Annotated in this window: 27 protein-coding genes; 14 read left to right on the forward strand and 13 right to left on the reverse strand. The window is 65.9% G+C overall.

What is annotated here, in order from left to right; all coding sequences use genetic code 11:
• Positions 1-45: 45 nt before the first annotated feature.
• Together LL236_RS01025 and LL236_RS01030 are read right to left on the reverse strand one after the other, a co-directional pair.
• Entirely contained in the window at positions 46-849 is an 804-nt protein-coding gene (locus LL236_RS01025; RefSeq protein ID WP_228176936.1) for a cation:proton antiporter domain-containing protein, read from the reverse strand.
• A 4-nt stretch (positions 850-853) separates the two neighbouring features.
• Positions 854-1,006: a hypothetical protein gene (locus LL236_RS01030; RefSeq protein WP_228176937.1), complete on the reverse strand. Its 153-nt coding sequence runs from the start codon at positions 1,004-1,006 to the stop codon at positions 854-856.
• A gap of 64 nt (positions 1,007-1,070) precedes the next feature.
• On the opposite strand from LL236_RS01030, the gene LL236_RS01035 reads away from it, so the two are divergent.
• The gene (locus LL236_RS01035; protein WP_228176938.1) at positions 1,071-1,547 is read left to right on the forward strand and encodes a YbaK/EbsC family protein; all 477 of its coding nucleotides are present in this window, start codon (positions 1,071-1,073) and stop codon (positions 1,545-1,547) included.
• A 22-nt stretch (positions 1,548-1,569) separates the two neighbouring features.
• Here LL236_RS01035 and LL236_RS01040 read toward each other — a convergent pair whose 3' ends face one another.
• The 6 genes from LL236_RS01040 to LL236_RS01065 all read right to left on the reverse strand — a co-directional run bounded on the left by LL236_RS01040 (position 1,570) and on the right by LL236_RS01065 (position 7,686).
• The gene (locus tag LL236_RS01040; RefSeq protein WP_228176939.1) at positions 1,570-2,841 is read right to left on the reverse strand and encodes a DUF445 domain-containing protein; all 1,272 of its coding nucleotides are present in this window, start codon (positions 2,839-2,841) and stop codon (positions 1,570-1,572) included.
• A 51-nt stretch (positions 2,842-2,892) separates the two neighbouring features.
• Positions 2,893-4,020 (reverse strand): baeRF11 domain-containing protein, encoded by a 1,128-nt coding sequence (locus tag LL236_RS01045; protein ID WP_228176940.1) that lies wholly within the window; start codon positions 4,018-4,020, stop codon positions 2,893-2,895.
• A gap of 71 nt (positions 4,021-4,091) precedes the next feature.
• The gene (locus LL236_RS01050) at positions 4,092-5,270 is read right to left on the reverse strand and encodes an acyl-CoA dehydrogenase family protein (RefSeq protein ID WP_228176941.1); all 1,179 of its coding nucleotides are present in this window, start codon (positions 5,268-5,270) and stop codon (positions 4,092-4,094) included.
• Complete coding sequence (locus LL236_RS01055; protein WP_228176942.1) at positions 5,267-6,022, reverse strand: alpha/beta fold hydrolase; 756 nt, start codon at positions 6,020-6,022, stop codon at positions 5,267-5,269. The genes LL236_RS01050 and LL236_RS01055 overlap by 4 nt, the downstream gene beginning before the upstream one ends.
• Before the next feature lie 15 nt (positions 6,023-6,037).
• Positions 6,038-6,445, reverse strand: coding sequence for a DUF4260 family protein (locus LL236_RS01060; RefSeq protein ID WP_228176943.1), 408 nt, complete (start codon positions 6,443-6,445; stop codon positions 6,038-6,040).
• Between the two features lie 35 nt (positions 6,446-6,480).
• The gene (locus LL236_RS01065) at positions 6,481-7,686 is read right to left on the reverse strand and encodes an MFS transporter (RefSeq protein ID WP_228176944.1); all 1,206 of its coding nucleotides are present in this window, start codon (positions 7,684-7,686) and stop codon (positions 6,481-6,483) included.
• A 422-nt stretch (positions 7,687-8,108) separates the two neighbouring features.
• Here LL236_RS01065 and nrdH point away from each other — a divergent pair, with 422 nt between their 5' ends.
• The 7 genes from nrdH (at position 8,109) to LL236_RS01100 (ending at position 15,852) form a co-directional block, all read left to right on the forward strand.
• Entirely contained in the window at positions 8,109-8,342 is a 234-nt protein-coding gene (gene nrdH / locus LL236_RS01070; RefSeq protein ID WP_195691937.1) for a glutaredoxin-like protein NrdH, read from the forward strand.
• Positions 8,343-8,345: 3 nt separating this feature from the next.
• On the forward strand, positions 8,346-8,783 hold the full coding sequence (gene nrdI / locus LL236_RS01075) for a class Ib ribonucleoside-diphosphate reductase assembly flavoprotein NrdI (protein WP_228176945.1): 438 nt from the start codon (positions 8,346-8,348) through the stop codon (positions 8,781-8,783).
• Complete coding sequence (nrdE, locus tag LL236_RS01080) at positions 8,765-10,921, forward strand: class 1b ribonucleoside-diphosphate reductase subunit alpha (RefSeq protein ID WP_228176946.1); 2,157 nt, start codon at positions 8,765-8,767, stop codon at positions 10,919-10,921. The genes nrdI and nrdE overlap by 19 nt, the downstream gene beginning before the upstream one ends.
• Before the next feature lie 54 nt (positions 10,922-10,975).
• A complete protein-coding gene (locus LL236_RS01085; RefSeq protein ID WP_228176947.1) occupies positions 10,976-11,749 on the forward strand; it encodes an NUMOD3 domain-containing DNA-binding protein in 774 nt (257 codons plus the stop codon).
• Positions 11,742-12,716, forward strand: coding sequence for a class 1b ribonucleoside-diphosphate reductase subunit beta (nrdF, locus tag LL236_RS01090; protein WP_228176948.1), 975 nt, complete (start codon positions 11,742-11,744; stop codon positions 12,714-12,716). The genes LL236_RS01085 and nrdF overlap by 8 nt, the downstream gene beginning before the upstream one ends.
• Before the next feature lie 106 nt (positions 12,717-12,822).
• A complete protein-coding gene (locus LL236_RS01095; RefSeq protein ID WP_228176949.1) occupies positions 12,823-13,083 on the forward strand; it encodes a hypothetical protein in 261 nt (86 codons plus the stop codon).
• Positions 13,084-13,086: 3 nt separating this feature from the next.
• On the forward strand, positions 13,087-15,852 hold the full coding sequence (locus LL236_RS01100) for a DNA methyltransferase (RefSeq protein ID WP_228176950.1): 2,766 nt from the start codon (positions 13,087-13,089) through the stop codon (positions 15,850-15,852).
• Positions 15,853-15,861: 9 nt separating this feature from the next.
• On the opposite strand, the gene LL236_RS01105 is transcribed toward LL236_RS01100, so the two are convergent.
• Positions 15,862-16,992: a class I SAM-dependent methyltransferase gene (locus LL236_RS01105; protein ID WP_228176951.1), complete on the reverse strand. Its 1,131-nt coding sequence runs from the start codon at positions 16,990-16,992 to the stop codon at positions 15,862-15,864.
• Between the two features lie 32 nt (positions 16,993-17,024).
• Positions 17,025-17,276, reverse strand: coding sequence for a DUF4287 domain-containing protein (locus LL236_RS01110; protein WP_228176952.1), 252 nt, complete (start codon positions 17,274-17,276; stop codon positions 17,025-17,027).
• Positions 17,277-17,362: 86 nt separating this feature from the next.
• Here LL236_RS01110 and LL236_RS01115 point away from each other — a divergent pair, with 86 nt between their 5' ends.
• Positions 17,363-18,679, forward strand: a complete 1,317-nt coding sequence (locus LL236_RS01115; RefSeq protein WP_228176953.1) for an acetyl-CoA hydrolase/transferase family protein — start codon at positions 17,363-17,365, stop codon at positions 18,677-18,679.
• Positions 18,680-18,701: 22 nt separating this feature from the next.
• On the opposite strand, the gene LL236_RS01120 is transcribed toward LL236_RS01115, so the two are convergent.
• Positions 18,702-18,941, reverse strand: coding sequence for a hypothetical protein (locus LL236_RS01120; protein ID WP_228176954.1), 240 nt, complete (start codon positions 18,939-18,941; stop codon positions 18,702-18,704).
• Between the two features lie 151 nt (positions 18,942-19,092).
• Here LL236_RS01120 and LL236_RS01125 point away from each other — a divergent pair, with 151 nt between their 5' ends.
• The 4 genes from LL236_RS01125 (at position 19,093) to LL236_RS01140 (ending at position 21,829) form a co-directional block, all read left to right on the forward strand.
• Entirely contained in the window at positions 19,093-19,536 is a 444-nt protein-coding gene (locus LL236_RS01125) for a MarR family winged helix-turn-helix transcriptional regulator (protein WP_228176955.1), read from the forward strand.
• Complete coding sequence (locus LL236_RS01130) at positions 19,533-19,919, forward strand: DoxX family protein (protein ID WP_228176956.1); 387 nt, start codon at positions 19,533-19,535, stop codon at positions 19,917-19,919. The genes LL236_RS01125 and LL236_RS01130 overlap by 4 nt, the downstream gene beginning before the upstream one ends.
• A 74-nt stretch (positions 19,920-19,993) precedes the next feature.
• On the forward strand, positions 19,994-20,374 hold the full coding sequence (locus tag LL236_RS01135) for a DoxX family protein (protein WP_228176957.1): 381 nt from the start codon (positions 19,994-19,996) through the stop codon (positions 20,372-20,374).
• A gap of 66 nt (positions 20,375-20,440) precedes the next feature.
• A complete protein-coding gene (locus LL236_RS01140; protein ID WP_228176958.1) occupies positions 20,441-21,829 on the forward strand; it encodes an HNH endonuclease signature motif containing protein in 1,389 nt (462 codons plus the stop codon).
• A gap of 46 nt (positions 21,830-21,875) precedes the next feature.
• Here LL236_RS01140 and LL236_RS01145 read toward each other — a convergent pair whose 3' ends face one another.
• Entirely contained in the window at positions 21,876-22,856 is a 981-nt protein-coding gene (locus tag LL236_RS01145) for a Gfo/Idh/MocA family protein (RefSeq protein WP_228176959.1), read from the reverse strand.
• A gap of 47 nt (positions 22,857-22,903) precedes the next feature.
• Between LL236_RS01145 and LL236_RS01150 the strand changes: the two genes are divergently transcribed.
• A complete protein-coding gene (locus LL236_RS01150; protein WP_228176960.1) occupies positions 22,904-24,232 on the forward strand; it encodes a M20/M25/M40 family metallo-hydrolase in 1,329 nt (442 codons plus the stop codon).
• A gap of 10 nt (positions 24,233-24,242) precedes the next feature.
• Here LL236_RS01150 and LL236_RS01155 read toward each other — a convergent pair whose 3' ends face one another.
• Complete coding sequence (locus LL236_RS01155; RefSeq protein WP_228176961.1) at positions 24,243-25,559, reverse strand: O-acetylhomoserine aminocarboxypropyltransferase/cysteine synthase family protein; 1,317 nt, start codon at positions 25,557-25,559, stop codon at positions 24,243-24,245.
• Between the last annotated feature and the right edge of the window lie 63 nt (positions 25,560-25,622).

The following is a 25,622-nucleotide window of genomic DNA, read 5'->3' on the forward strand; positions in this document are numbered from 1 at the left end:
GCCGCCCACGATCGCGGCGGGGACATACGGCGAGTGCGCCGGTGCTCAGCCCGAGGAATTCGTAGCTTGTCGTTCGCGCGCCTCGCGTCGAGCGAACCAGCGAGCGATCGGGACATCGGTGGACGAGTGGGCGATGATCGAGAGCGAGATCGCCACGACGATGATGTGGAACAGGTGCGCGGAGTCCGGGTGTCCGCCCTCGAGCACGAGGAGCCCGTACAGGACCGACGCGAATCCCTTCGGGCCGAACCACGCAGCTGTCGCTCGCTCTTCCCAGGGCAGCTTGCTTCCGATGAGCGCAGTCTCGACGGCGACGGGCCGGGCCACCACGAGCGTGAGAACGGCGAAGAGGTACCCCCAGCCGTTGACGTCCGCGAGCAGCGCGGGCGAGATCAGTGCGCCGAACACGAACAGGGCGAGCAGCTTCACGATCTCGGCTGCGTAATCGCCGAACTCGATGAAGGCGTCTCGCACCTCGGGCATGGCGCTCGCGATCGTGATTCCTGCAGAGAACGCCGCAAGGTAGAGGTTTGCTCCCGTCAGCGAACTGACGCCGAAGATGATGCACGCAATCGCGACGGGAGTCAGCGCCGCGTAAAGCGGGGTCGCCCGCAGGAAATTGATCCGGATCAGCAGGTTCACCACGAGGGGTACCGCAACGCCGAGCGCGACCCGGCCGACGAGCTCCAGCGCAAGCGCCCCATACTCCGTCTGGGTTCCGTCGACGATCGCCAGGAACACGAGCACCGCCGGCAGCGCGAGACCGTCGTTCAGCCCCGACTCGACGCTCAGCAGGTGCCGGATGCGCCAGGGAATCTCCTCGCGTCCGACGATCGCCGAGGAAAGCACGGGGTCAGTCGGAGCGAGAACGGCGGCGACCCAGCATCCCCTCGCCCAGCAGGAACCCCGCGATGAGGAAGAGCACCGCCGTGGAGAGCACCGTGCGGTGGGCGATCCCGGAGATGAGGATGGCAAGCAGCAGCACGACCCCGAACGCGATGACCATGCATCCACGCTGTCGTCAGAGAGCGGGTTTCGCCACGGTCTTGACCCGGCTCTAGGCTCAGACCATGTCCGATCACCTTCCCGCCCGCAGCCGGCTCGTCCACGATGCGATCCGGGCGGCGGGGATCCCCGGCGACATCGTTGTGCTGCCGGATGCCGCCTCCACGGCCGCCCTCGCCGCTGAGGCGCTCGGAGTCGAGGTGGGGGCTATTGCCAACAGCCTTGTCTTCTGGTCCGACGGCGAGCCGCTACTCGTGATGACCAGCGGCGCCCACCGCGTCGATACGAAAGCGTTGGCTACCCGGCTCGGTCGGACCTCGATCATCCGAGCCACGCCCGACCAGGTGCGTCAGGCGACGGGCCAGGCGATCGGCGGGGTCGCGCCGACGGGGCATCCGGCGCCGCTGGTGACGATCGTGGACGAAGACCTCGCCGCGTTCCCCGAGATCTGGGCAGCCGGCGGCACACCGCACACGGTGTTTCCGCTGACGTTCCCGCAGTTGGTCGATCTCACCGGCGGAACGGTCATCAGCGTCGTCTGATCACGACCCTGGCACGCCGCTCTCAGCCGAACAGGGCGTGAGCGATCGTGTAGATCACCAGGCCCGCAAGCGCGCCGACGATCGTGCCGTTGAGGCGGATGTACTGCAGGTCTCGCCCCACCATGAGTTCGATCTTCTCGGTCGTCTCGGCGGGATCCCACCGCTCCACCGTGTCGGTGATGAGGGATGCGATGTCGTGCCGATACCGGTCGACGAGGAAGACCGCGGCATCCGTCACCCAGGTGTCGACGCGGCGTTGCAACTCGGGTTCGCGCGCGAGTCGCTCACCGATATCGCGCAGTGCACTGTCGATCTGGGTGCGCAGGCCGCTTCGCGGATCCGCCAGGGCATCGAGGAGCCCAGTCTTCGCGGTGTTCCAGGCGTGCGTGGCAAGGTCGCGGACTCGCGGGCTGTCGAAGACGGCGAGCTTCGCGTCCTCGAACCGCCCGATCGTCTGCGGGTCGTGCTGCATGCTCTCGGACAGGCGGGCGAGGTACGCCGTGATCGCGGCGCGCGCGGGATGATCGGGATTCGTCCGCACCGCCCGCACGAAGGTGACGGCCTCGGAATAGACGGTCTCGTCGACGAGGCGCGCGGCGATGCTCGGCACCCACGAGGGAAGGCGCCCCGAGACGAGGCCCGTGAAGGCATCCCGGTTGTTGGCGAGCCACTCGTCGATGTTCTCGGCGGCAAGATCCACGGCGGTGCGGTGGGCGTCGGCGTCGACGATGCGGCCGAGCCATTCGCCGATCGCCGGCGACCATTCCGGCACGATGAGGTGCTCGCGCGCGAGGGCTGTGATGACCTCCTGCGCGTCGTCGTCGCTGAGCGCACGAAGGACGCCGGATCCCATGGCAGCCGCCTCCGAGCCGACGCGCGCCGCGTGGTCGCGATCGCTTAGCCAGGCACCGAGGCGGGCGGCGATGGAGGTCGATTCGAGCTTGGTGCGCACGACGTCCGCCGCGAGGAAGTTCGTCTCGACGAACTCTCCGAGCGACTGGCCGATCTCGTCCTTACGGCGGGGGATGATCGCGGTGTGGGGAATGGGGATTCCCAACGGATGCCGAAACAGTGCTGTCACGGCGAACCAATCCGCGAGAGCTCCGACCATGCCGCCCTCGGCTGCCGCGCGCAGGTACGCGAGCGCGGGGACCTGCTGCTGGCCGATGAACCCGACGAGGAACAGGGCCGCCATGAGCAGCAGTGCGCCGAGGGCCACGGACTTCATCGTCCGCAGGCCCCGCCGACGCTCCTGGTCAGCGGGGCTCAGCGAAGCGGTCGGCGTGTGAGCCATGTCCACATCTTCACACGGCGCACTCCTTCGACGCGGAGTTGCGTGAGCAGATCAGGTAGCCATCTGATCGAGCGGGAACCGAAGGGTCGCTGCAACCGGTGACCCGGCGATCATGTCGTCACCCCGGGCGGCGCGCACCGTGCCTCCCGTGCGCAGGACGCGGGCCGCGATCTCGTCGACGAGAACCGTTGAATCCGGCCCAGGCGTTTCCGCTCGCTCAAGGCGGCCTCGGTCATCGATCGTGCCTTCCGTCTCGGATTCGAGATCGAACAGCAGCTCATCGATGGCGGCGTTCGAGGCGGCAACGGCGACGTCATCGAGGCTGGTGGTGGCCAGCCCCTGAGCCTCGAGTGATCCGAACCGCTCCCGCCAGGCTGCGAGGACGTCCTCTTCGTGCCGGTCGAGAATGCTGCGTGCTCGTTCTTCGAGGTCGTCGTCGCCGAGGGAGTCCGGGTGCGCATCGATCGCGGGCTCGAGGAGTGCTGGATGCGTGTTGACGGCGCGGTACGCGGGCTCGAGGTCTGTCGAAACGCACAGGATGACGGGGACGTCCCGCGGCACGATGCGGACCACCTCGTCTTGCACGACCCGGCAGAAGCGCTCACGCTCGAGCCTGTCGCCGGTCGAGCCCTGCGGCCGCGGGAAGTCGGCATGGCCGCCGTTATCTGCCTCTTCGAGAATCAGCCCGTGATCACTCGGCAACGAAAGGTCGCGCTCGGCGAGCCCGTGATCGGCGCCGAATTCGGTCAGGCGAGCTCCGCCCCGGGAGATCTGCACCACGAAGGCGCGACGCGGGAAAGTGACAGCGCGAAGCAGCGGTCCGGTGTCGAACCGGTCCGAGACAGTCGCCCTCGCGGTGAGCCGGTTGGCCAGTCGGAAGGTCTCAAGCCGCTCGGCCGACGCGAGCAGCACGAGAGAGCGCGACTGGTGCGTCCAGAAGTCATCGTCGTCGAGGACGGAACGCAGTCGGGCGATCGCTGCCTCTCGCTCGGGGCGCCCGACACTCGTTTCTTTGGCCTGGCGGTCGGCGTCATCGATCAGGTCGCGAAGCTGGAGGCGAATGCGTTCGTGGTCGGCCGGGACCGGTGATGAGGGCAGCGAGATGGTGATGCTCGGGATGCCGCGCATCTCGACGAGCTCGAGGAGGTGGTCGGTCTGGGGAATGTCTGCGGGCAACATGCGCGCGACGATACGTCGCCGCATCGGCGTGCGCGACGCCCTTGCATCGAGAAAGTGGACTCGCTAGGGGATCAGCCGACCGGGCCGAGCCATGCCGTGGCGACGGTGGAGTGTGCCGATTCCGGGTCGGACGGGTGGAACATCCCGGCCAACACATCGCGGTACAGCCGGCTGAGCTCACTGCCGGCGAAGTAGCTCGACCCGCCCGCCACGAGAATCGCGTCATCGACGACCGCCTTGGCCATCGTGACGGCGCGGTGCTTCACGCCCGACAGGAGCGAGAACCACCGCGGCCCGTGGTCGACGAGGGTGTCGATGTCACGGCTGAGCGTCTCCAGCTGCGGGGGCAGCGCGTCGTAGGCGAGGGCCATATCGGCGATCCGCCACCGGATGTCGGGATCCTGGCTGTAGGTCAGCCCCGTCTTCTTCGAGCGGCGCGTCCCGACGGTTGCGACAGCGACATCCAGCGCCCGCCGCGCGATTCCGGTGTAGACCGAGGCCAGCAGGATCTCGAAGACGCTGAAGATGCCGAACACGATCGGGTCAGGGTTCGCCCCCGGTGGGATACGGCGCACGACACGGTCTGCCGCGGCCGTCGCGCCTCGCAGCTGTGTCGTGCGGGACTGTGTGGCGCGCATGCCGAGCGTGTTCCAGTCATCGCGGGTGGCGATTCGCCCGGCATCCTCTTCGGACCGGGGGACGAAGGCATAGACCATCGTCGGGCCGTCGGGGGAGGTCGTGTCCAGCCCGTGGAGGCCGAGCTGTGTCCAGACCGGTGCCAGGGAGGTGAAGATCTTCGTGCCGGTGAAGGCATACGAGCCGTCGGGCTGCGGCGCGGCCTCAGTGTCACTACCGAAGAGCACGAGATCGTTGCCCGCTTCGCTGATGCCGAATGCAAAGATCTCGCCGGCTACCGCGCCTTCGAGAACGAAGCGCAGATCGTCGACCCCGCGATCGGCAAGCGCCTTCGCGACACCCGTCCACACCAGGTGCATATTGATCGCGAGCGCCGTAGCCGGTGCCGCGGTGGCCAGGCGCTGCTGCAGCAGCGAGACCTCGGCGAGGCCGAGGCCCGCCCCTCCGATCTCCGTCGGGGCGAACAGCGCGAGGTATCCGGCATCCGTCAGATCTGCCAGGTCATCATGCGGGAAGGTGTTGTCGCTATCGTGCTGTGCGGCGCGCTCACGGAACCGCTCGAGCAGCGCATCGGGCAGTACGGATGCCGGGTCGAAGGTGGTCGTCGTCGTCATGCCAGTGCCTCCCACAGCTGCCGCATCGTCTCCTCCGGCGCGTCGCGGTGCGGGGAATGCCCGGCTCCCTCGACGACCGACATCGTGATCGAGGGCCGCGTCAGGAGCTGCTCGACGATGTCGCCGCGAAAGAGCGCATAGACCGCGGGGTCACCGGCGATGATGTGGATGGGCATATCCAGCGACAACGTGGGAAGCCGCACATCCCATTCCTCGTTCTGTTCGCTCGTCTGCTCGACAGCCCAGCGGCTCACGTCCTGGATGCCTTGCACCTTCAGTTCGATATCCAGCGGATGCCACGACGGATGCTCAGCGCGCACCGCCTCGGCGCTCGGGTCGTCGAACTGCCGCTGCTGACTCTCGCGGATCTCGTCACGGGCCGGCTCATCGAGCTGGATCGCGGGATCGACGAGCACGAGGCGGTCAGTCCAATCCGGGACCGACGCTGCAGCAACGACTGCTGCCGTGCCGCCCAGCGAATGACCGATAACCAGATCCCAGGGCGTCTCATCCTGCGGGCGGCAGGCCGCCAGATCGGCGGCATAGGCCCCGATCGTGTAATCCAGCGCCCGCGGGGCGCGCCCGTGTCCACGAAGATCGACGGCCTCGGCAAACCAGCCGCGCTCGCTCAGCTCTACGCCGAAACGCCACATGAGGGCGCCCGTGGATCCCAGACCGTGGACGAGCAGTGCTCGGCGGGAGGATGACGGGTCACCCCACCCGTGGCGGGGCAGAACAAGGGGACTGGTCATGGTTTCGGCATCCTCTCAGCGCGTGCGCGGTCCGTACGTGCCGACGGGAATGATCGTGCCGTCGGGGGCTCGCATCCCGAACCCGAAAGTCCGATCCAGCGCGATGTGAAGCAGCCAGCCCATGCCGCACCAGAACAGCGGCAGTCCGACCTCCCGCATCTCCCACAGGTATGCCATGGAGCCGCCGACGAAGAACAGCAGAGCGGGAATCCACGCCTGATGCAACCAGTTGTAGAACGCGACGCGCTCGGGGCGCAGGATGCCGCGCTGGTCGCCGAACGCTCCGATCAGGGCGATGTCGGGGAGCACCGCGAACACGATGATGATCCCGGCAGTCACCCACCCGTGACCAATGCTCTCGAAGACCGCGACGATCAGCAGCGCAATGGCAAGAAGAGTCCAGGCGAGCCGGGTGTAGGTCACGGGTTCATCGTAGGCGCGCGCGGTGAACGCGCGGGTCAGGTGATCGTGGGAACGGGCTCGGTATCGGGGATGGGGCTCGGATCCCGGTCGCGCAGGTCGGGGAAGCCACGGACGAACACGATCGCCACGATCGCGCCGGTGGCGGCGAACAGTGCTGCGGCGAGGTAGGCGCCCTGGGGGCCCGCGCCGTCGACGAGGAAACCCGCGACTGCCGAACCTGCGGCCGCACCGATGAGCTGTCCGGTTCCAATCCAGCCGTAGGCCTCGGCGGTCTCGCTGAACTTGACGCTCGCAGATGTCATCGCGAAGATCACTGCGAGTGCTGGCGCTACACCGAGTCCCGCGACGGCGAGTGTCGCGCCCAGCCACCAGGCGTTGAGCGAGATCATCGTGAGGCTGAGTCCTGCCGCAACGATCAGCATCCGTCTGGCCGTCGCCCATGGTCCGATCGGGATATGCCCGAAGGAGAGACCGCCGGCGAGGCTTCCGATGGCGAAGACGGCAAGCACAAGGCCCGCCTCGATCCCCTCGTGTCCGAAGGTGGCGACCACGCCGACCTCGACGGCGGCACAGGCACCGATCAAGAGGAAGCCGACGACCGTTGCCAGCAGCACCGCGGGCTTGCCGAGCACCTTTCCGAAGCTGCGCCGACTGCGAGGGATGCGCACCCGGCCGACCTCGGGGGAGAGGATGAACCACGCGCCGCCGCCCAGCAGCACGATGACGATGAGCGCGAGGGCTTGGACCGTGCCGATCTGCGTCGCGACGAACGTGATGAGCACGGGAGCGACGACCCAGATGATCTCCTGCAGCGAGGCATCCAGCGAGTACAGCGGAGTCACCTGTCGCGAGTTGACCATCTTGGGGTAGATCGTTCGAACCGCTGCCTGCACCGGCGGGGTGGAGAGGCCCGCGACGAGCCCCAGCACCATATAGGCCGGAAGCGGGAGGGTGAAGGCCGCGATGCCCGCGATGGCGGCAGCGCAGATCGCGAGAGTCACGGTGAGGACCCGCCGCATGCCCCACAGGCCCATCCACCGGCTCGTGATCGGACCCGCAACCGCCTGCCCGACAGAGGTCGCAGCCAGCACGAGCCCTGCAGACCCGTAGGAGCCGGTGACCTGCTCGATGTGCAGCAGGATCGCCAGGCTCGTCATCCCGTTCGGGAACCGCGCCGTCAGCTGCGCAGCGATGATGCGCGCGACCCCCGGAGTGCGCAGCAGTTCTCCATAACCCGCCACCTTCCCACGATAGTCGTGCCGAATCGGTTCGGCGATATCGGCACGGAGGCAGGCTGAGTCGCAACGGATGCCGTGACCGTCGGACTGACACGCCGCGACACGCCGCGACACGCCGGGACCGCAATCCACAGGCGAATTCGATGTCGGTGGATCGTCGTAGCCTCGCGCTGTGGAGGGATGCCTGATGGAGGCATCTGGACCCGCGTGATTTCAGGCTTCTCCCAGGTTTCGCGGACTCGTCGATCTGTGGATGAAACGGTGGACAAATCGCGTTGTATCTGAGGAGAGCGGTGGAAAACTACACGAATGTAACTACTACCCCTTGTGGTGCTATCTGATGTCGGCACCCATATGTAGTATTGGACTCCCGGTGGGGGAGCTGCCGGTTCGACGAAGGATTTTGAGGGGACAACGGATCTAACATGGCGATCACGGTCTACACCAAGCCCGCCTGCGTGCAGTGCACTGCTACCTACCGCGCGCTGGACTCCAAGGGCATCGACTACAACGTTCTCGACCTCTCGCAGGACCCCGCGGCCCTCGAGCAGGTCAAGGCGCTGGGCTACCTCCAGGCCCCCGTCGTCATCACCGACGAGGACCACTGGTCGGGCTTCCGTCCCGACAAGATCGACGAGCTCGCGTCGCGCCTCGCCTGAGCCATGAGCACGGCGATCGCGACAGAGACGCCGTTGCTCGTGTACTTCTCGAGCGTTTCGCAGAACACGGCGCGCTTCATCGAGAAGTTGGGACTGCGCGCAGAGCGCATCCCGCTCTTCGCATCCGAGCCGATGCTCCTCGTGGATGAGCCCTTCGTCCTGGTGACCCCCACCTACGGGGGAGGCCAGGGCCGGGACGAGGAGCGGGGTGCGGTCCCCAAGCAAGTCATCCGGTTCCTCAACGTCGAGCAGAACCGAACCCTCATCCGCGGTGTCATCGCCGCGGGAAACACCAACTTCGGCGACGCTTTCTGCGCAGCCGGCGACATCATCAGCCGCAAGTGTCACGTGCCGCACTTGTACCGGCTCGAACTGTTCGGCACGTCAGAAGACGTCACACGCGTAAGCGAAGGATTGGAACGATGGTGGAAGCTGCAGTGACAGACACGGCATTTAAGACCGAGACCCGATTTGACGGGCTGGACTATCACGCGCTCAACGCGATGCTGAATCTGTACGGTCCGGACGGGAAGATCCAGTTCGACGCCGACAAGCGTGCTGCGCGGGAGTACTTCCTGCAGCACGTCAACCAGAACACCGTCTTCTTCCACTCGCTGAAGGAGAAGCTCGACTACCTGGTCGACAAGCAGTACTACGAGCCCGCCGTGCTCGAGAAGTACTCGTTCGATTTCATCTCGTCGCTGCACGACCACGCGTTCGAGAAGAAGTTCCGCTTCGAAACCTTCCTCGGCGCGTTCAAGTACTACACGAGCTACACGCTCAAGACCTTCGACGGAAAGCGCTACCTCGAGCGCTTCGAGGACCGCGTCGTGATGACCGCGCTCGGCCTTGCCGACGGCGACGAGGCTCTGGCCACCCAGCTGGTAGACGAGATCATCTCGGGCCGTTTCCAGCCTGCGACCCCGACGTTCCTGAACACCGGCAAGGCCCAGCGCGGTGAGCTCGTCTCGTGCTTCCTGCTGCGCATCGAAGACAACATGGAGTCGATCGCCCGCGGCATCAACTCCGCCCTACAGCTGAGCAAGCGCGGCGGCGGTGTCGCGCTGCTGCTCTCGAACATCCGCGAGGCGGGTGCCCCGATCAAGCAGATCGAAAACCAGTCAAGCGGCATCATCCCCGTCATGAAGCTGCTCGAAGACAGCTTCAGCTACGCCAACCAGCTCGGAGCGCGTCAGGGAGCGGGCGCGGTCTACCTGTCTGCTCACCACCCCGACATCCTGAAGTTCCTCGACACCAAGCGCGAGAACGCCGACGAGAAGATCCGCATCAAGACGCTGTCGCTCGGGGTCGTCGTTCCCGACATCACGTTCGAGCTGGCCAAGAACGGCGAGGACATGTACCTCTTCTCGCCGTACGACGTCGAGCGCGTCTACGGCGTGCCGTTCGGCGACATCTCGGTCACCGAGAAGTACCGCGAGATGGTCGATGACCCGCGCATCAAGAAGAGCAAGATCAACGCGCGTGAGTTCTTCCAGACGCTCGCCGAGATCCAGTTCGAGTCGGGCTACCCGTACATCATGTTCGAGGACACCGTGAACCGGGCCAATCCCATCAAGGGCCGGATCAACATGTCGAACCTGTGCTCCGAGATTCTGCAGGTCAACACCCCGACGACCTACAACGAGGACCTCTCGTACGACCAGATCGGCAAGGACATCTCCTGCAACCTCGGGTCGATGAACATCGCGCTGGCGATGGATGGCGGCGACCTGGGTCGCACGGTGGACACCGCCATCCGTGCGCTGACCGCAGTCAGCGACCAGAGCCACATCTCGTCGGTGCGTTCGATCGAGGATGGCAACGACCGCTCCCACGCGATCGGCCTCGGCCAGATGAACCTGCACGGCTACCTCGCTCGCGAGCACGTCCACTACGGCTCCGAAGAGGGCATCGACTTCACGAACATCTACTTCTACACGGTGCTGTTCCACGCACTGCGGGCCTCGAACAAGCTCGCCATCGAGCGGGGGACGGCTTTCGAAGGCTTCGCCGACTCGACCTACGCGTCGGGGGAGTTCTTCGACAAGTACACCGAGCAGGAGTGGGTGCCCCAGACCGAGCGGGTGCGCGAGCTGTTCGCCGGCCACCACATTCCCACGCAGGATGACTGGCGTGAGCTGAAGGCGTCGGTGCAGGCGCACGGCATCTACAACCAGAACCTGCAGGCCGTGCCCCCGACAGGCTCGATCTCGTACATCAACAACTCGACGAGCTCGATCCACCCGATCGCCTCGAAGATCGAGATCCGCAAGGAAGGCAAGCTCGGCCGCGTCTACTACCCGGCGCCGTTCATGACCAATGACAACCTGGAGTACTACCAGGATGCCTACGAGATCGGTTACGAGAAGGTCATCGACACCTACGCCGCTGCCACGCAGCACGTCGACCAGGGCCTGTCTCTGACGTTGTTCTTCAAGGACACCGCGACCACTCGTGACATCAACCGGGCACAGATCTACGCCTGGAAGAAGGGCATCAAGACCATTTACTACATCCGTCTGCGTCAGATGGCCCTCGAGGGCACGACCGTCGATGGCTGCGTCTCGTGCATGCTCTAGTTCTTCTGGATCGGTGAGAGGACACTGATGATGGAGGGCGGGTGGCAGCCGTTCATGGGTCACGTCTACGGCGTTCGCCTGCTGGGTGACGTGGAGTACCGCTACGTAGGCCTCACAACGAAGACGCTCGTGCGGCGGAAGTCCGAACACTTCAAGCTCGCCGCCAGAGGGCGGAAGACGGCCTTTGCGGATTGGCTGCGCAAGCAGCCGGATCGCGAGATGGTTCACTTCCAGTCGCTTGAGCTTGTCCTCAGCGACCTCGAAGACTTGAGTCGGGCCGAACAGGATTGGATTCGCATGCTGCGCGAGGAGGGTCATCGGCTCCTCAACCTCAACGATGGCGGGCGTGGCAATCATGGCTATCGGTGGACAGCCGAACAGAGGGCGGCGGCCTCCGAACGATCGCGCGGTCGCCGAAATCCGAGCTATCTCAGCGGTCCTGATCATCCACGATGGGGGGCGTCGCACTCGGACGAGCAGAAAGCTCTGTGGTCTGAGCAGCGGAAGGGCATGAATGCGGGGCCGCTGAACCCGAACTACGGAAAATTCGGAAGCGATCACCCGTCGTTCGGCCACACGATGTCGCCGGAGTCGCGCAGGCGGCTCTCGGAGATGCGGCGTGGCCCGTTGAACCCGAACTATGGGAAGACCGCGAGTGAGGAAACGCGCGCAAAACGATCTGCAGCACTCAAAGGGCGGCCCATGCCCTCCAGCGTGCGAAGCGCGCACACCAGGTACCACACCAACAAGGGCGTGGTTAAAGAATCGTGTCAACATTGCCGGGACGACGCTGATCGTACGGCTGAGCAAGGAGAGAGTCGTGGCTGAGAAGCTGAAGCTGATCGATCATGTCCAGGCGATCAACTGGAACCGTATCCAGGACGAGAAGGATGTCGAGGTCTGGAACCGTCTCGTGAACAACTTCTGGTTGCCCGAGAAGGTGCCCCTCTCCAACGACGTGCAGTCGTGGAACACGCTCACGCCCGAGGAGCAGACCCTCACGATGCGGGTGTTCACCGGTCTCACGCTCCTGGACACGATCCAGGGCACGGTCGGCGCTGTGTCGCTGATTCCCGACGCGATCACGCCGCACGAAGAGGCGGTGTACACGAACATCGCGTTCATGGAGTCGGTGCACGCGAAGAGCTACTCGTCGATCTTCTCGACGCTGTGCTCGACGAAGGAGATCGACGAGGCGTTCCGCTGGTCTGTCGAGAACCCCAACCTGCAGCGCAAGGCGCAGATCGTCATGGAGTACTACCGGGGCGACGAGCCGCTCAAGCGCAAGGTCGCTTCGACCCTGCTGGAGTCGTTCCTGTTCTACTCGGGCTTCTACCTGCCCATGCACTGGTCGAGCCGTGCGAAGCTCACCAACACTGCCGACCTCATCCGCCTCATCATTCGTGACGAGGCAGTGCACGGGTACTACATCGGCTACAAGTTCCAGAAGGGGCTCGAGCGGGTCGACGAAGCCAAGCGTCAGGACATCAAGGACTACACGTTCTCGCTGCTGTACGAGCTCTACGACAACGAGGTGCAGTACACGCAGGACCTCTACGACGGCGTCGGCCTGACCGAAGACGTGAAGAAGTTCCTGCACTACAACGCGAACAAGGCGCTCATGAACCTCGGCTACGAGGCGATGTTCCCCGAGTCGGTCACGAACGTGAACCCCGCGATCCTGTCGGCCCTGTCGCCGAACGCCGACGAGAACCACGACTTCTTCTCGGGGTCGGGCTCCTCGTACGTCATCGGCAAGGCTGTCGCGACCGAGGACGAGGACTGGGACTTCTAGATCCGGCTGTGGAGAAACGGTGATGTCCACAGATCCTGCGTCGGCGTCTGACGACGTCGCAGGCGCGGCATACCGTGAAGCTCACGCCGCATCGGAAGGGGACGAGATGGCACAGCAGATGACCGACAGTGTGGATGCCGAGGAGCGGGCGCGTGAGCAGGCCATGGGTGAGGTGTCGGATGTGCTGACGAACCTCGACTATGCGCTCGAGCGCGCGCGTAAGGCGCTCGAGCGCATCCGCAAATCGGGTGCTCACCCGAACGCAGAGGCAGCCACGAAGGATCTGGTTGACGCACTCCAGGCCGAGCGCAAGCGGTTCGTTCAGCAGACCTACTTCAGCGTGCCGAACAAGACTCGGATGTTCTGAGCGGTGGCGGATGCGGTCCGCAGCGGCGCGGAGCTTCAGCGAGCACTTACCGAGTTCGTGCGTCGATGGTCGGGGTATTCCGGCTCGGAGCGGGCAGAGGCTCAGACCTTTCTGAACGAGTTGTTCGCTGCGTACGGCTCGGATCGCCAGTCCGTTGGTGCGCGGTTCGAAGATTTTCGCAGTTCTGCGGGCTTCATGGACCTGCACTGGCCGGGCATCATGATCGTCGAGATGAAGGCTCCCGGCATCGCCCTGGAGAAAGCCGCCGATCAACGCGATCGGTACTGGCGCGAGTCGAGTGATCCCGCCACCGACACGCCGGCTGCCCGGTGGGTCGTGCTCTGCAACTTCCAGGAGTTCGAAATCTGGGAGCCGGGTCGTTTCCCGAACCGACCGCGTTCGCGGTTCACGCTCGCGGAGCTTCCCGAGCACTACGACGCCCTGCTGTTCCTCCAAAACGAGTCGTTGGAGCCGGTCTTCAGCGAGCATCGACGTGAACTGACCGAGGATGCCGCGCGTCACGTCGCAGAGCTCTATCGCTCGATGCTCGACCGATCGGCGGCCCCGGTCGATGAGATCCAGCGCTTCACCATGCAGTTGGTCTGGTGTCTCTTCGCTGAAGATCTCGGGATGCTCGAGGGGTATCCGCTGCAGGCGACCGTCGAGGCGCTGCTCAAGGAAGACGATCCCGACTCCGCGAAGGAGATCGGCTATCTTTTCCAGCTGCTCAATCAAAAAGGCGACCACAACCGGAAGGGTCGCTTCGCGGGTACGCGATACGTCAACGGTGACCTGTTCGCCAGGCCTGCCGCCGTCTACCTTGATCGAGCGGAACTTCTTCATCTGAAGCAGGCCGCCGAGTTCAACTGGCGCGAGGTCAACCCGACAATCTTCGGTTCGCTCCTCGAAGGAGTGCTCGGCGATGACCGCCGCTCCGAGATCGGCGCGCACTACACGCACGAGGCCGACATCATGAAGATCGTTGCGCCGACGATCGTGCGCCCCTGGCGTGAGCGGATCGAGACGACCGCGTCGGTGACGGAGGCGGTCGCGCTTCTGGACGAGCTATGCGCCTTCCGCGTTCTTGATCCCGCCTGCGGGTGCGGCAACTTCTTGTACGTCGCGTATCGCGAGCTGCGCGGACTCGAATTCGATCTCAAGCAGCGCATCAATCGCCTCGCCGCCGAAACCGGTGCCCCGCCTCCCACCGGCACGCTGCCCTTCTACCCGCTGTCGAACCTCTTCGGCATCGACATCGAGCGGGTCGCCGTCATGATCGCGAGGGTCACGCTCTGGATGGGGCACCGGCAGATGATCGAACGGTACGGCGAGGCTGAGCCCGTGCTGCCGCTCGTCGACCTCTCCCGCATCGCGCAGGCCGACGCGCTGCAGACCGACTGGCCCGAGGTGGATGCGATCATCGGCAACCCGCCGTTTCTGGGAGCTAAGCTCTTACGCCCCAGCCTTGGTGACGACTACGTGGATTGGCTCGTCCGTCAGTTCGGCGTTGGGGTCAAGGATCTCTGCGTGTACTGGTTCCGGCGCGCTCACGAGCATCTTCAGCCTGAACAGCGGGCGGGACTCGTGGGAACGAACTCGATCAGCCAGACAACCGGACGTCTGGCATCGCTTGCCTACATTGCCTCGACTGGTGGGGTGATCACCGATGCGGTCTCCTCGCAGAAGTGGCCGGGGGACGCGAAAGTCCACGTCAGTATCGTGAATTGGGTGAAATCGCCGTCTCGGAACCCTACAGATTTCACCCTTGACGACCAGGTCGTATCTGGGATCGCACCGAACCTGCGCGCCGGTGACGCGGCAGGTCTCGAGGTCGGCTCGATCGCTGAGAACAGAGGGCGTTGCTTTGCCGGAGTAGTTCCGCAGGGCAAGGGATTCCTCCTTGACGACTCGGTGGCGAGCGCGCTCTTGGCTTCGGATGACGCCGCCTACGAGCAGGTCGTTCGTCGATTCCTTACGGGCGCCGACATCGCGGAAGACGTCAGGCAGGCACCGTCTCGATGGGTCATCGACTTCGGTTCTCTGCCACTCGAGCGCGCTCTCACCTTTCCCGCCGCTGTCGACATCCTCCGCTCGTCGGTCAAGATCGAGCGCGAGACTTCGACAAACCGTGCCGTCGAACGTCGATGGTGGCTCTTTGGTCGACGTGTGGAGGACATGCGGGCGGCGATTGCACCGCTTCGTAGATACGCCGCGGCGGCGGCAACGGGCAAGCGACTGCTGCTTGCCTGGGCAGAACGGACGGTGGTTCCGAACAACGCGGTCGTCGTGTTCGCGTTCGATGATGATTACTCAATGGGCGTCCTGCTATCCAGCGCACACGAAGCATGGGCGAGGGCGCAATCTTCGACACTCGAGACGCGCCTCCGCTACACGAACGCCGCTGTGTTCGATACCTTCCCGTGGCCGGATCCCGTCACGCCCGAGCAGCGGGAGGCGATTGCTGCCGCATCCCGCGCGCTCTACGACCGTCGAAGCGAACTCTGTATCGATCACAGCATGGGCCTCACGAAGCTGTACAACCTCATGGATGAGGGTGGTTTCGCCGATCTCGCCGCCCTCCACCGCAGCCTCGATGAGGCTGTCGCCGCTGCGTACGGGTGGCCGAAGTCGGTGGCGCAGGACCCCGAGCAGATCGTGAGCCGACTCACCGCGCTCAACCGTGAGATTGTCGAGGGAGGCCGGACATACGATCCGTTCGCTGGCGCCGCCGCCGACCGAGCCGGAGAGCTGAGGGCTGGAACCTCTTGAGGCGGCCACTCAGCGACGTGTCGAGGCCGTGACCGTGAACTTCGGGGTGCGGGCGATCTGACGGGTCGGGCCGACGAGTTTCTCGAGCGACGGGCGGTAGCGGAGGACCGAATTCCAGACGGTCCACAGTTCGCCACCCGGGCGCAGCACGCGAGCTGCATCGGCGAACAGGTGCCGGGCGATCGTCTCGTCGATCGCAGCACCCCGGTGAAACGGCGGGTTCAGTGCGATGAACGACGCGCTCGCGGCAGGAAGGCTCGCCAGCGCGTCATCGCGAGCCACTGTCATCCGGTCGGCGATTCCGTTGGCGGCGGCGGTCGCCCGAGCCGATGCGACGGCGGCGGCCGACTCGTCCGACGCGTAGACACGCAGCCCCGGATGCCGCAGAGCGAGGGTCGCAGCGACGATGCCGTTCCCGCACGCCAGATCAACCGCCGGATCGTCCGCGTGCCCGGGAATCGTGTCTGGCAGGTTATCGATCAACAGGCGCGTTCCGATGTCAAGCGCTGCCCCGGCGAACACGCCGCCGAAGGCGCGGACCTCGACATCCGTGTCACCGATGCGCAGCCGCGCCGCGGACGGCTCGGGATCCCGACCGTCGTGGGGACCGTGCGCGATAAGCACCCGCGACTTCTGGCGGGCGAGCGAGACATCCACGGTGTCGAAGTGCTCGCGCAGCACGTCGTTCATGCCGAGGCTCATGTGTTTGATCCGCCCGCCCGCGAACACAACGACATCGGGCGCGGCGTGCGCGGCGATCAGCCCCGCGATGTCGCGGAGCGCCTCGAGCGACCGGGGGAGCCGCACGAGCACGACACGAGCATCGCGCACCAGCTCCGGATCGAGAGGGAGCGAGGCGACGGATGCTTCGAGCCCGGTCGACCGCGCGTTGGCAGCCAGCGCGCGCTCGCCGCCGAGGGAGTCCTGATGAACGCGGACGACACCATCGCTGGCATCGCTCGCGCACGCGAGGGCCAGGGCGCCGAACGTGTCGCCGATGACGGCGATCTCGCGCCGCGCAACGCCTTGTCGCGCCTCCGCTGATTCGTCGAGCAGCAGCCGATCCGCCGCATCGTGTGCGCGGCTATCCGGGTCGCCAGCGTCGGGATACGGGCGAAGAGTGTCGAGGTCGAGAGTCACTGGATCCACGCTATCCCGCGCCACGACCGCTCTCAGCTCTTCGCGAGCGCAGCCTTCGTATATGCCACCACCGCGTTCGCGTGGCCGTGACCCGGCCCGTGCTCCGACTTGAGGACATCGACCACAGCCATGTGGGTGCCGCCGGCATCGAGCCGCTCGACGGCGATGTCGATCCACTCCTGCACGGGACGGCCATAGGTCTTCTCGATGCTCGGGAAGTACGACGCCGGTCCTTTCGGCTTGTCGACGCCGGAAAGATCGGGGGCGAGCACGCGCGAGGTCATGGCACGACAGTAGCGCCCGTCCCCGACATCGTGGTTGTCGCGCATGCCAGAGTGGGTTCGTCCGCAACAGCACTGGAGGATCACCGATGCCGGTTCAGGATGACTACCGCCGCAAGCTCGTGTCGGCAGCGGATGCCGCGGCATCCGTCCCCTCGGGAGTCCAGGTGCTTGTCGCGATGGGTCTGGGGGCGCCACCGGCAGTGCTCGCAGCTCTCGCCGATCGCGTACGCGCCGACGAGCTGCTCGATCTCGACCTCTACTACGGCATGGGCGGCGATGCGATCGGTGACACGATCCTGCAGCCGGGGGTCATCGAGAAGCTCCGTGCCCATACGTTCTTCGTCGCCGGGCGCGATCACCACATCATCGCCGACCCTGCCCGGGCCGACCGCGAAACCCTCGACTTCATTCCGGTCAACTTCTCGAACCTGCCGCGCGTGATCCGCGAACACCTCGACGTCGACACGTTCCTGGTGCAGGTCAGCCCGATGGACGCGAGCGGTCACTTCTCGTTCGGCGTCGTGAACGACTACGCGAGCGTCGCGGCGCGCGCCTGTCGCCGCCTGATCGTCGAGGTGAACCCCAACATGCCGCGCGTGTTCGGTGATTCCCTCCTCCACATCGATGAAGTGGACGCGATCGTCGAGCATGCCTCGCCCCTCCCCGAGGTCGCGGAGGCGCCTCCGACGGATGCCGACCTCGGTATCGCGGCGCACGTCGCGGCCCACATTCCCGACGGCGCGACGCTGCAGATCGGTGCTGGCCGGGTTCCCGCTGCCGTCGCTGCGGCGCTCGGCGACCACCGGGATCTCGGCATCCATTCCGCGCTCTTCTCCTCGGCGTTCGTGCCCCTGATCGAGTCGGGCGTCATCACAGGGCAGCGCAAGACCCTGCATCCGCGGCGACACGTCTGGACCTCGGCGGTCGGGGATGCCCACACCTACGCGTTCATGAACGACAACCCGTCGATGGTGAGTTTCCCGGCCGACTACGTCAACGATCCGCAGGTGATTTCACGCAACGACGCCATGATTTCGGTGAACGCAGCGATTCAGGTCGATCTCTACGGGCAGGTCAACGCCGAGATGATCGCGGGCGTGCAGTATTCCGGGTCGGGCGGTCAGTTCGATTTCGTGACCGGAGCAGCCAAGTCACGAGGCGGCAAGTCCTTCGTGGTTCTCCCGGCCACAGCGAAGGGTGGTGCGATCTCGACGATCGTGCCGCGGGTCGACATCGTCACCGACGAGCGTATGGATGTCGAGCACGTCGTGACCGAGCACGGCATGGTGAATCTGCGGGGGCTCTCGACGCAGGAGCGGGCTCTTGCCCTGATCTCGCTTGCCGATGACGCTCACAAGGATGCGCTCGTCGAAGCGGCACGTGCCCAGCGTCTCATCGCCTGAGGCGCTCCCCGGCCCTGGATCCCTATCGGTGATGCCGATGCCCCGAGCCTGACGCAACCGGGTGCGGACCGGTCGAGGTCGGGACGGGCAGCGAGAAGAAAGAGTGAATCTCTTCGAGCACACCGGTGAGGCGCTCTACGGCTGACTGGAGACTGTCGATCGCGTGGAGGGTGGGGTCGTCGGGGTAGCTCTGCTGGGCCTCGTGAAGCTCCGCGAGGGCCCGGCTGAGGTCCTTTCGGATTTCGTACAGCGAGGTGTCCATTTCCCGATGATGACATGACCTACGCGAGGTTGCGTAGGGACCTTTTTCCCGGTCATTGCCGCTGACTTCTTTATCCACGACGGTCTGTCCGGTGAGTTCGGGAGGGCGCGGGCTACGATGAAGGATCTGGCGTCCCGCAAAAGGAGATCCCGTGGCAGCTCAGCAACGACGGTTCAGCCCGGTCATCGCGCTGCTGACGATGTCGAGCATCTGGGAGGCGCAGCTCGGGGCGGTTCTGAAGGATCTGGGACTGACCACGCGCAAGTATGCCCTGCTCGGCCACATCTACGGGATGCCGGGCATCTCGTTCAGTGAACTCGCACGCCGCTCCCAGATCACCGTCCAGACCGCGCACACTGCCGTGCGCACCCTCGTCGACGAAGGATTCGTGCACGATTCGACAGCTCACGCCGGTTCGGCGTCCGAGCTGCGCGTCACAGAGAAGGGCGACTGGGCCCTGACCGAAGCCGAAAAGCGGCTGCGTGCTCTCGACCGTGAACTGTCGAAGGGTGCGCCAGAGTTGTCGCAGGCCCTGCGTGGCCTGCACGAGGAACCCGTCGAGGTTCACCCGGCTGCGGGCCGCCGCACGGCATGAGGGTGCTTCGCTGGCTCCTCGCCGCCCTCCTGGTAGCGGCGGGGGTGTCACATCTGACGTGGGGGAGACGCGGCTACCGCATCGTGGTGCCGGACTGGGCGACACGGATGCTGCATACCGACAAGGATGCGGTCGTCGTCGGCTCCGGCGCCGTCGAGATCATGCTCGGCGCGGGCCTGGTTGCGCTGCCGCGCGAGCGCACGCGACTCGGCGCAGCCGTCGCAGTGTTCTTCATCGCGGTGTTCCCGGGCAACGTGCACCAGTGGCAGACGGGTCGGTCTGCGCCGCTGCTCGACACGGATACCCGCCGCTTTGTGCGGCTCTTGCTGCAGCCGCTGCTGGTGGTCTGGGCGCTCGCCGTCGCCCTGTCTCCCCAGCGGTAACGACCCGCGCCGGCCTCGGCTGAGCGTCCGTCTACAACGTTGACTTTCCCGGTTCGGGAGGTTTGGCTGGGCGCATGCGAACAGTACTGAGGTGGATGCTGGCCGGGGCGATGGTGCTCGCGGGGGTGACGCATCTCACGGTGGCCCGCAAGGAGTTCCAGGCGCAGGTGCCTCCCTGGGCTGCCGAGCTCTCACCGCTCGACGAGGATGCGATTGTGGTGGCATCCGGTGTTGTCGAGATCATGCTCGGCACGGCACTTGTCGCGCTGCCCAAGGAGCGGCGCCGCGTCGGCGCGATCCTGGCGGCATTCTTCATCGCGATCTTCCCCGGCAACATCTCGCAGTACGTCGAGAAGCGCGATGGCTTCGGCCTCGATACCGATACGAAGCGCCTCGTTCGACTGTTCTTCCAGCCCGTGCTCGTCGCGTGGGCCTGGTGGTCGACGCGCCGCTGACGGCATCCGGCCTGGCACCGGGCACCGCAGAGAAGCGATGTCGGAACCCCCTCGTAGTGTCGGGGTATGGATGATTTCGGCATCACCGACCCGGGCGGGAAAACCCGTGGGACGGATGCCGCGTCCTGGACCTCACCGCGCACCGCAGACCCCGACGAGGACTTCGTCTACGACGGTGAGTACTGCGAGCACGACGAGGTAGTCGGATGGGTGCCGGCGCAGCCCGACGCTGTGGCACTCGTGCTTGAGGTCGCGACGATGGAGGCAGTGTTCGCGGCGCAGCGGCTGGCTCGCATCGACCAGCTCCGGCTCGAGGCGCTCGATGACGTCACGCGCTACGGCGGAGGAGCGCGGGAGTTGATCGAGCGCTCGGTGCGGCTTGAGCTCGCCGCAGCCCTCCGGATCACCGAGAACCAGGCCGGGATGCTGATGTACCGTGCTGAGGCGCTCGTGCACCGGTATCCGACGGTGTGGAATTCGCTCGCCCACGCGGGCATGACCGAGCGGCACGCGACGATCATCGTGGATGAACTTGCGCCCCTCGAACCTGAGGTTGCAGCGCGGCTTGTCGAGAAGGTGCGAGACCTCGCAGAAACCCTCGCGATCGGTCCGTTCCGCCGGGCACTTCGACGCCTCATCGATAAGGAACTGGCGCCGACGCTGTCGGCGCGTCACGAGCACGCCGTCCGGCGTCGGCGGATCTTCGTCGAGCCGGAGGCCGACGGGATGTCGTGGCTGCACGCGCTGCTGCCCTCGGTCGAAGCTCACGCGATCCACGGACGAATGACGGCGAAGGGCAAGGCATTGCTCGCGGCGCAGGTCGGTGGCGAAGGCGGCTCTCAGCCCGATGACCGCACGCTTGACGAGATCCGTGCCGACATCCTGTGCGATCTTCTGCTCGACGGCGTTGTCCCGTCTCACCCGAAGGACGTGCGGGGCATCCGCCCCACGGTTGTCGTGACGGTACCCGCGCTCGCCCTCCTCGGTGCGGATGGCGACGGTCCTCATGAGCCCGCGATCGTGGAAGGCGTTGGTCCCATCCCGATCGAGAGAGCACGAGAGCTTGCGGGAACCGCGACGTCATGGATCCGGGTACTGACACATCCGGAAACGGGGGTCGTCCTGTCGGTCGGTAGAACCCGGTACCGACCACCGCCAGACATGGTGGTGCTGACGAAGTGGCGCGCTGAGAGATGCATGGCGCCGGGGTGTGGGGTTCCCGCCTCCCGATGTCAGATCGACCACTCCCTCGCGTGGGAAGACGGCGGTGAGACCTCAGTTGTGAATACCGCCCCGCTCTGTCAGGGACACCATACCGTCAAGCACCATGGCGGGTGGCGCGTCATCCAGACCGGAGACGGGTCGCTGCTGTGGATCTCGCCGAGCGGTCGCCAGTACACAGTTGCACCGGAGCGCCGACTTCCCGTCTTCCGGGTGGACTCGGTTGCCGCCTGAGCAGACCCTCCTGAGCGGACCCGCCTGAGTCGAGACCTGAGCGGGCTTACTCGCCGGGGTAGCGCACGCCCAGCTGAGCGCGCAGTTCGTCGAGGACGTGCATGATGGCAACCGATTCGTCCAGCGGAAGCAGGTCGCTGTCGGTCTTACCCTCGGCGAGCAGCCGTTCCGCGGCGAGCGCCTGGTACTGCATCCCCCGGCCCTCCACATCGCTCTGGTACTCCTCGAGAACCTCTCCGTCGGGTGCAACGACGCGGAACGACGTGGGCGTGTACCAGACGCGGTCGATGTCGATCCGCGCGTCAGTGCCCAGCACATGAGCGGTATTGGGTCCGACAGCGCGCGAGGTCGAGATCGAGGTTGAGACCGCGCCGCCGGCGTGAGTGAAGATCGTCGCTACCTCGGCATCCGCGCCCGTGTCACCGAGGCGGCCGCGAGCGGTCACCGTCTCCGGCTTCCCGAGCACATCGCAGGCGAACGAGACCGGATAGATTCCGAGGTCAAGAAGCGACCCGCCGCCGAGTTCCAGCGCGTTCAGGCGGTGGCTCGGGTCGGATGAGATCCGCTGGGTGTGGTCGGCGAAAACGGTGCGGATCTCGCCCAGCGTTCCTGCGGCGATGATCTCGCGAATCCTCACCATGTGCGGGAGGTACCGCGTCCACATCGCCTCCATGGCGAGCAGCCCCTGAGCGCGTGCGACCTCGCGCACACGCTCGGCCTCGGGGCCGGTCAACGTGAACGGCTTCTCGATCAGCACGTGCTTGCCCGCTTCGAGCGCGAGCACAGCATTGTCGGCGTGCATCGGATGCGGCGTTGCGATGTAGACGATGTCGACGTCGGGATCGGCGACGAGCTCCTCGTACGATCCGTGCGCGTGCGGAATCGCGAACTGGTCAGCGAACGCCCGCGAGGCATCCGGGCGCCGAGACCCCACCGCCGACACCGTCAGCCCGGCCGTCCGCAGGTCGCTCGTAAAGGCGTGTGCGATACCGCCGGTCGCCAGGATTCCCCATCGCAGTCCAGTCATGGTTCGAGCGTAGTCCGCCCGCGCAGTGCCGCGAGTAGCCTCGAAGCATGAGCACTCCATTGGATCGCTTCCGAGAACTCCTATCCATCCCTACCGTGTCGTACGCCGACGAGTCGCGGATGGATGCGTCGGTGTTCGACGAGTTCCACAGCGCCCTGGAGCGCCTGTACCCGAAGACTCATGAGCGCCTCGAGCGCGACGTGATCGCCCGCCACTCACTGCTGTACCGGTGGCCGGGCGCCTCATCCGAAGATCCGCTCGTGCTCATGGCCCACATGGATGTCGTGCCCGTGGTCGAGGCGGAGTGGCAGCATCCGCCGTTCGGCGCCGAGATCGTGGGTGAGGGCGAGGATGCCGAACTCCACGCCCGCGGCGCGATCGACGACAAAGGATCGCTTGTCGCGATCTTCGAAGCCGTCGAGACCCTCGTCGCCGAAGGCTTCACGCCGGCACGCGACATCTACCTGTCGTTCGGTCACAACGAAGAGACGGCGGGAGACGGGGCGCGGGGAATCGTCGCGCACCTGGAGGAGCGCGGCATCCATCCGGGACTCGTGCTCGATGAGGGCGGCGCCGTCGTTGAGGGGATCATCCCCGGTGTCGAGGTGCCCACCGCGATGATCGGTGTCGCCGAACGTGGCGTCATGACCCTCGTCATGACCGTCCGTGAGCAGGGCGGTCACGCATCAACCCCGCCCGCGATGCCCGCCACCGCCCGGCTGGCGCGAGCTATCGACCGGCTGCGGCGCAAGCCGTTCCCGACGCGGCTCGCGCCCCCAGTGCGCGCCATGCTCGCGACGCTCTCGCCCCACGCTCCCGAACCGCTTCGGACCCTGTTCCGACGCGGTGAGATTACGGGCCCGCTGCTTGCCGGCGCCTTCACCCTCGGCGGACCCGAGACCAACGCGATGGTGCGCACCACCGCTGTCGTGACCGAGCTCAGCGGCGCACCCGGCGAGAACGTCCTCGCGACGACGGCGAAGGCGTCGGTCAACATCCGCCTGCTCACCGGCGACACCATCGACAGCGCGACGGCGCACGTTCGTCGGGCGGTGGCCGACGAGAAGGTCGAGCTCGAGATCCGTCACGCATCCAACCCGTCACCGGTCTCGCCCTGGCGAGGAGAGCCGTGGCGACGGATCGCCGGCGCGGTCGTCTCGACACTCGGCGGCGACATCGTCCCGACGCCCTACGTGCAGCTGGGAGCCAGCGACAGCCGCTGGTTCACGGCGATCAGCGACCACGTCTACCGGTTCACGCCGTTCCACCTGACCCGCTCCGAGCGTGATGCGTTGCACTCGCACAACGAGCGGATCCGCGTCGAGGTGTGGCTCCGCGGAATCGGCTTCTACCGCGCTCTCATCGAAGCGTCGTAGCCCCGTTCAGCTAGGCCAGCGCTTGCGCCAGGTCTGCGATGAGATCTGCCTCGTCCTCGAGCCCGATCGAGAGGCGGATCGTCCGCGGCGAGATGCCGGCCTCGCGCAGCTGGTCAGCGGTGAGGTGAAGATGGGTCATGGATGCCGGGTGGTTCACCATGCTGCGGGCATCCCCGATATTCGCCACGAGCCGGATGACGCGCAGAGCGTCGATGACCTGCTCGACGCGGCGGTCATCGGCATCCACGTCGCCGGTGCTGGCGAGATCGAACGAGAACACCGATGACGCTCCGCGCGGCAAGTAGTGCTGCGCCGTCGCGTGCCACGGGCTCGACGCGAGGCCCGGATGCCACACCTTCTCGACGGCAGGATGCTGCTCGAGGAACCGGGCGACAGCGAGCGCGCTCGCGGAATGACGCTGCATCCGCAGGTCGAGAGTCTCGAGCCCTTGCAGGAGCTGGAACGACGACCACGCGGGCAGGGTAGTTCCGAAATCGTGCACGAACCGGGTCTTGATGTAGACGACAAGGGCAAGGCCCTGCTCGCCGAAACGGTCCCACAGCACGAGGTCGCCGAACCGGGGATACGGCGTCGTGAACTGGGGCCACTGCTCGGGACCGGCACCGAAATCGAACGATCCAATATCGACCACCACGCCACCGAGGGCAACGCCGTGCCCGCCGATGTACTTCGTGGCGGAATGGATGACGATGTCGGCTCCGTGCTCACCGGGACGCACGAGGTACGGAGAGGCGACAGTGTTGTCGACGACGAGCGGCACGCCCGCGGCGTGGGCGACATCGGCGATGGCACGGATGTCGAGCACGGTCGCCAGGGGATTGGTGATCGTCTCGGCGAAGAAGGCCCGCGTGCTCGGGCGCACCGCATCGCGCCACGCGTCAGTGTCGTCCTGATCGACGTAGGTGACCTCGATCCCGAGGCTCCCGAGCGAGTCCGAGAGCAGATCGACCGTGCCGCCATAGAGCTGGCGGGCAGCTACCACGTGGTCGCCGGCTGAGGCCAGCGCGAGGATCGCCGCGGCCGCAGCCGCCTGGCCGGAGGCCACCGCGACTGCTGCTCGCCCACCCTCGAGGGCAGCGATGCGCTGCTCGAACACCGCCTGGGTGGGGTTCGCGTTGCGGCTGTAGACGTTCCCGAGACTGCGAAGCGCAAAGACGTCGCGCGCCTGCGCCAGGGAGGGGAACTCGTACCCGTTGGACTGGTAGATCGGCACGACCGCCGTGTTCTGCGCGGTACCCGGCACATAGCCGGCCTGAACCTGGGCGGTCGCGAAGGACGCGGTGGGATCAGGCGCAGAAGTGCTCACATTCTCATGGTGGCACGCGTAGCCGCTGGCCCCTTCGCTGTGTGTCGCTGTGTGACGGACCGG

This window comes from Microbacterium schleiferi, assembly GCF_020781975.1.
GTDB lineage: Bacteria > Actinomycetota > Actinomycetes > Actinomycetales > Microbacteriaceae > Microbacterium.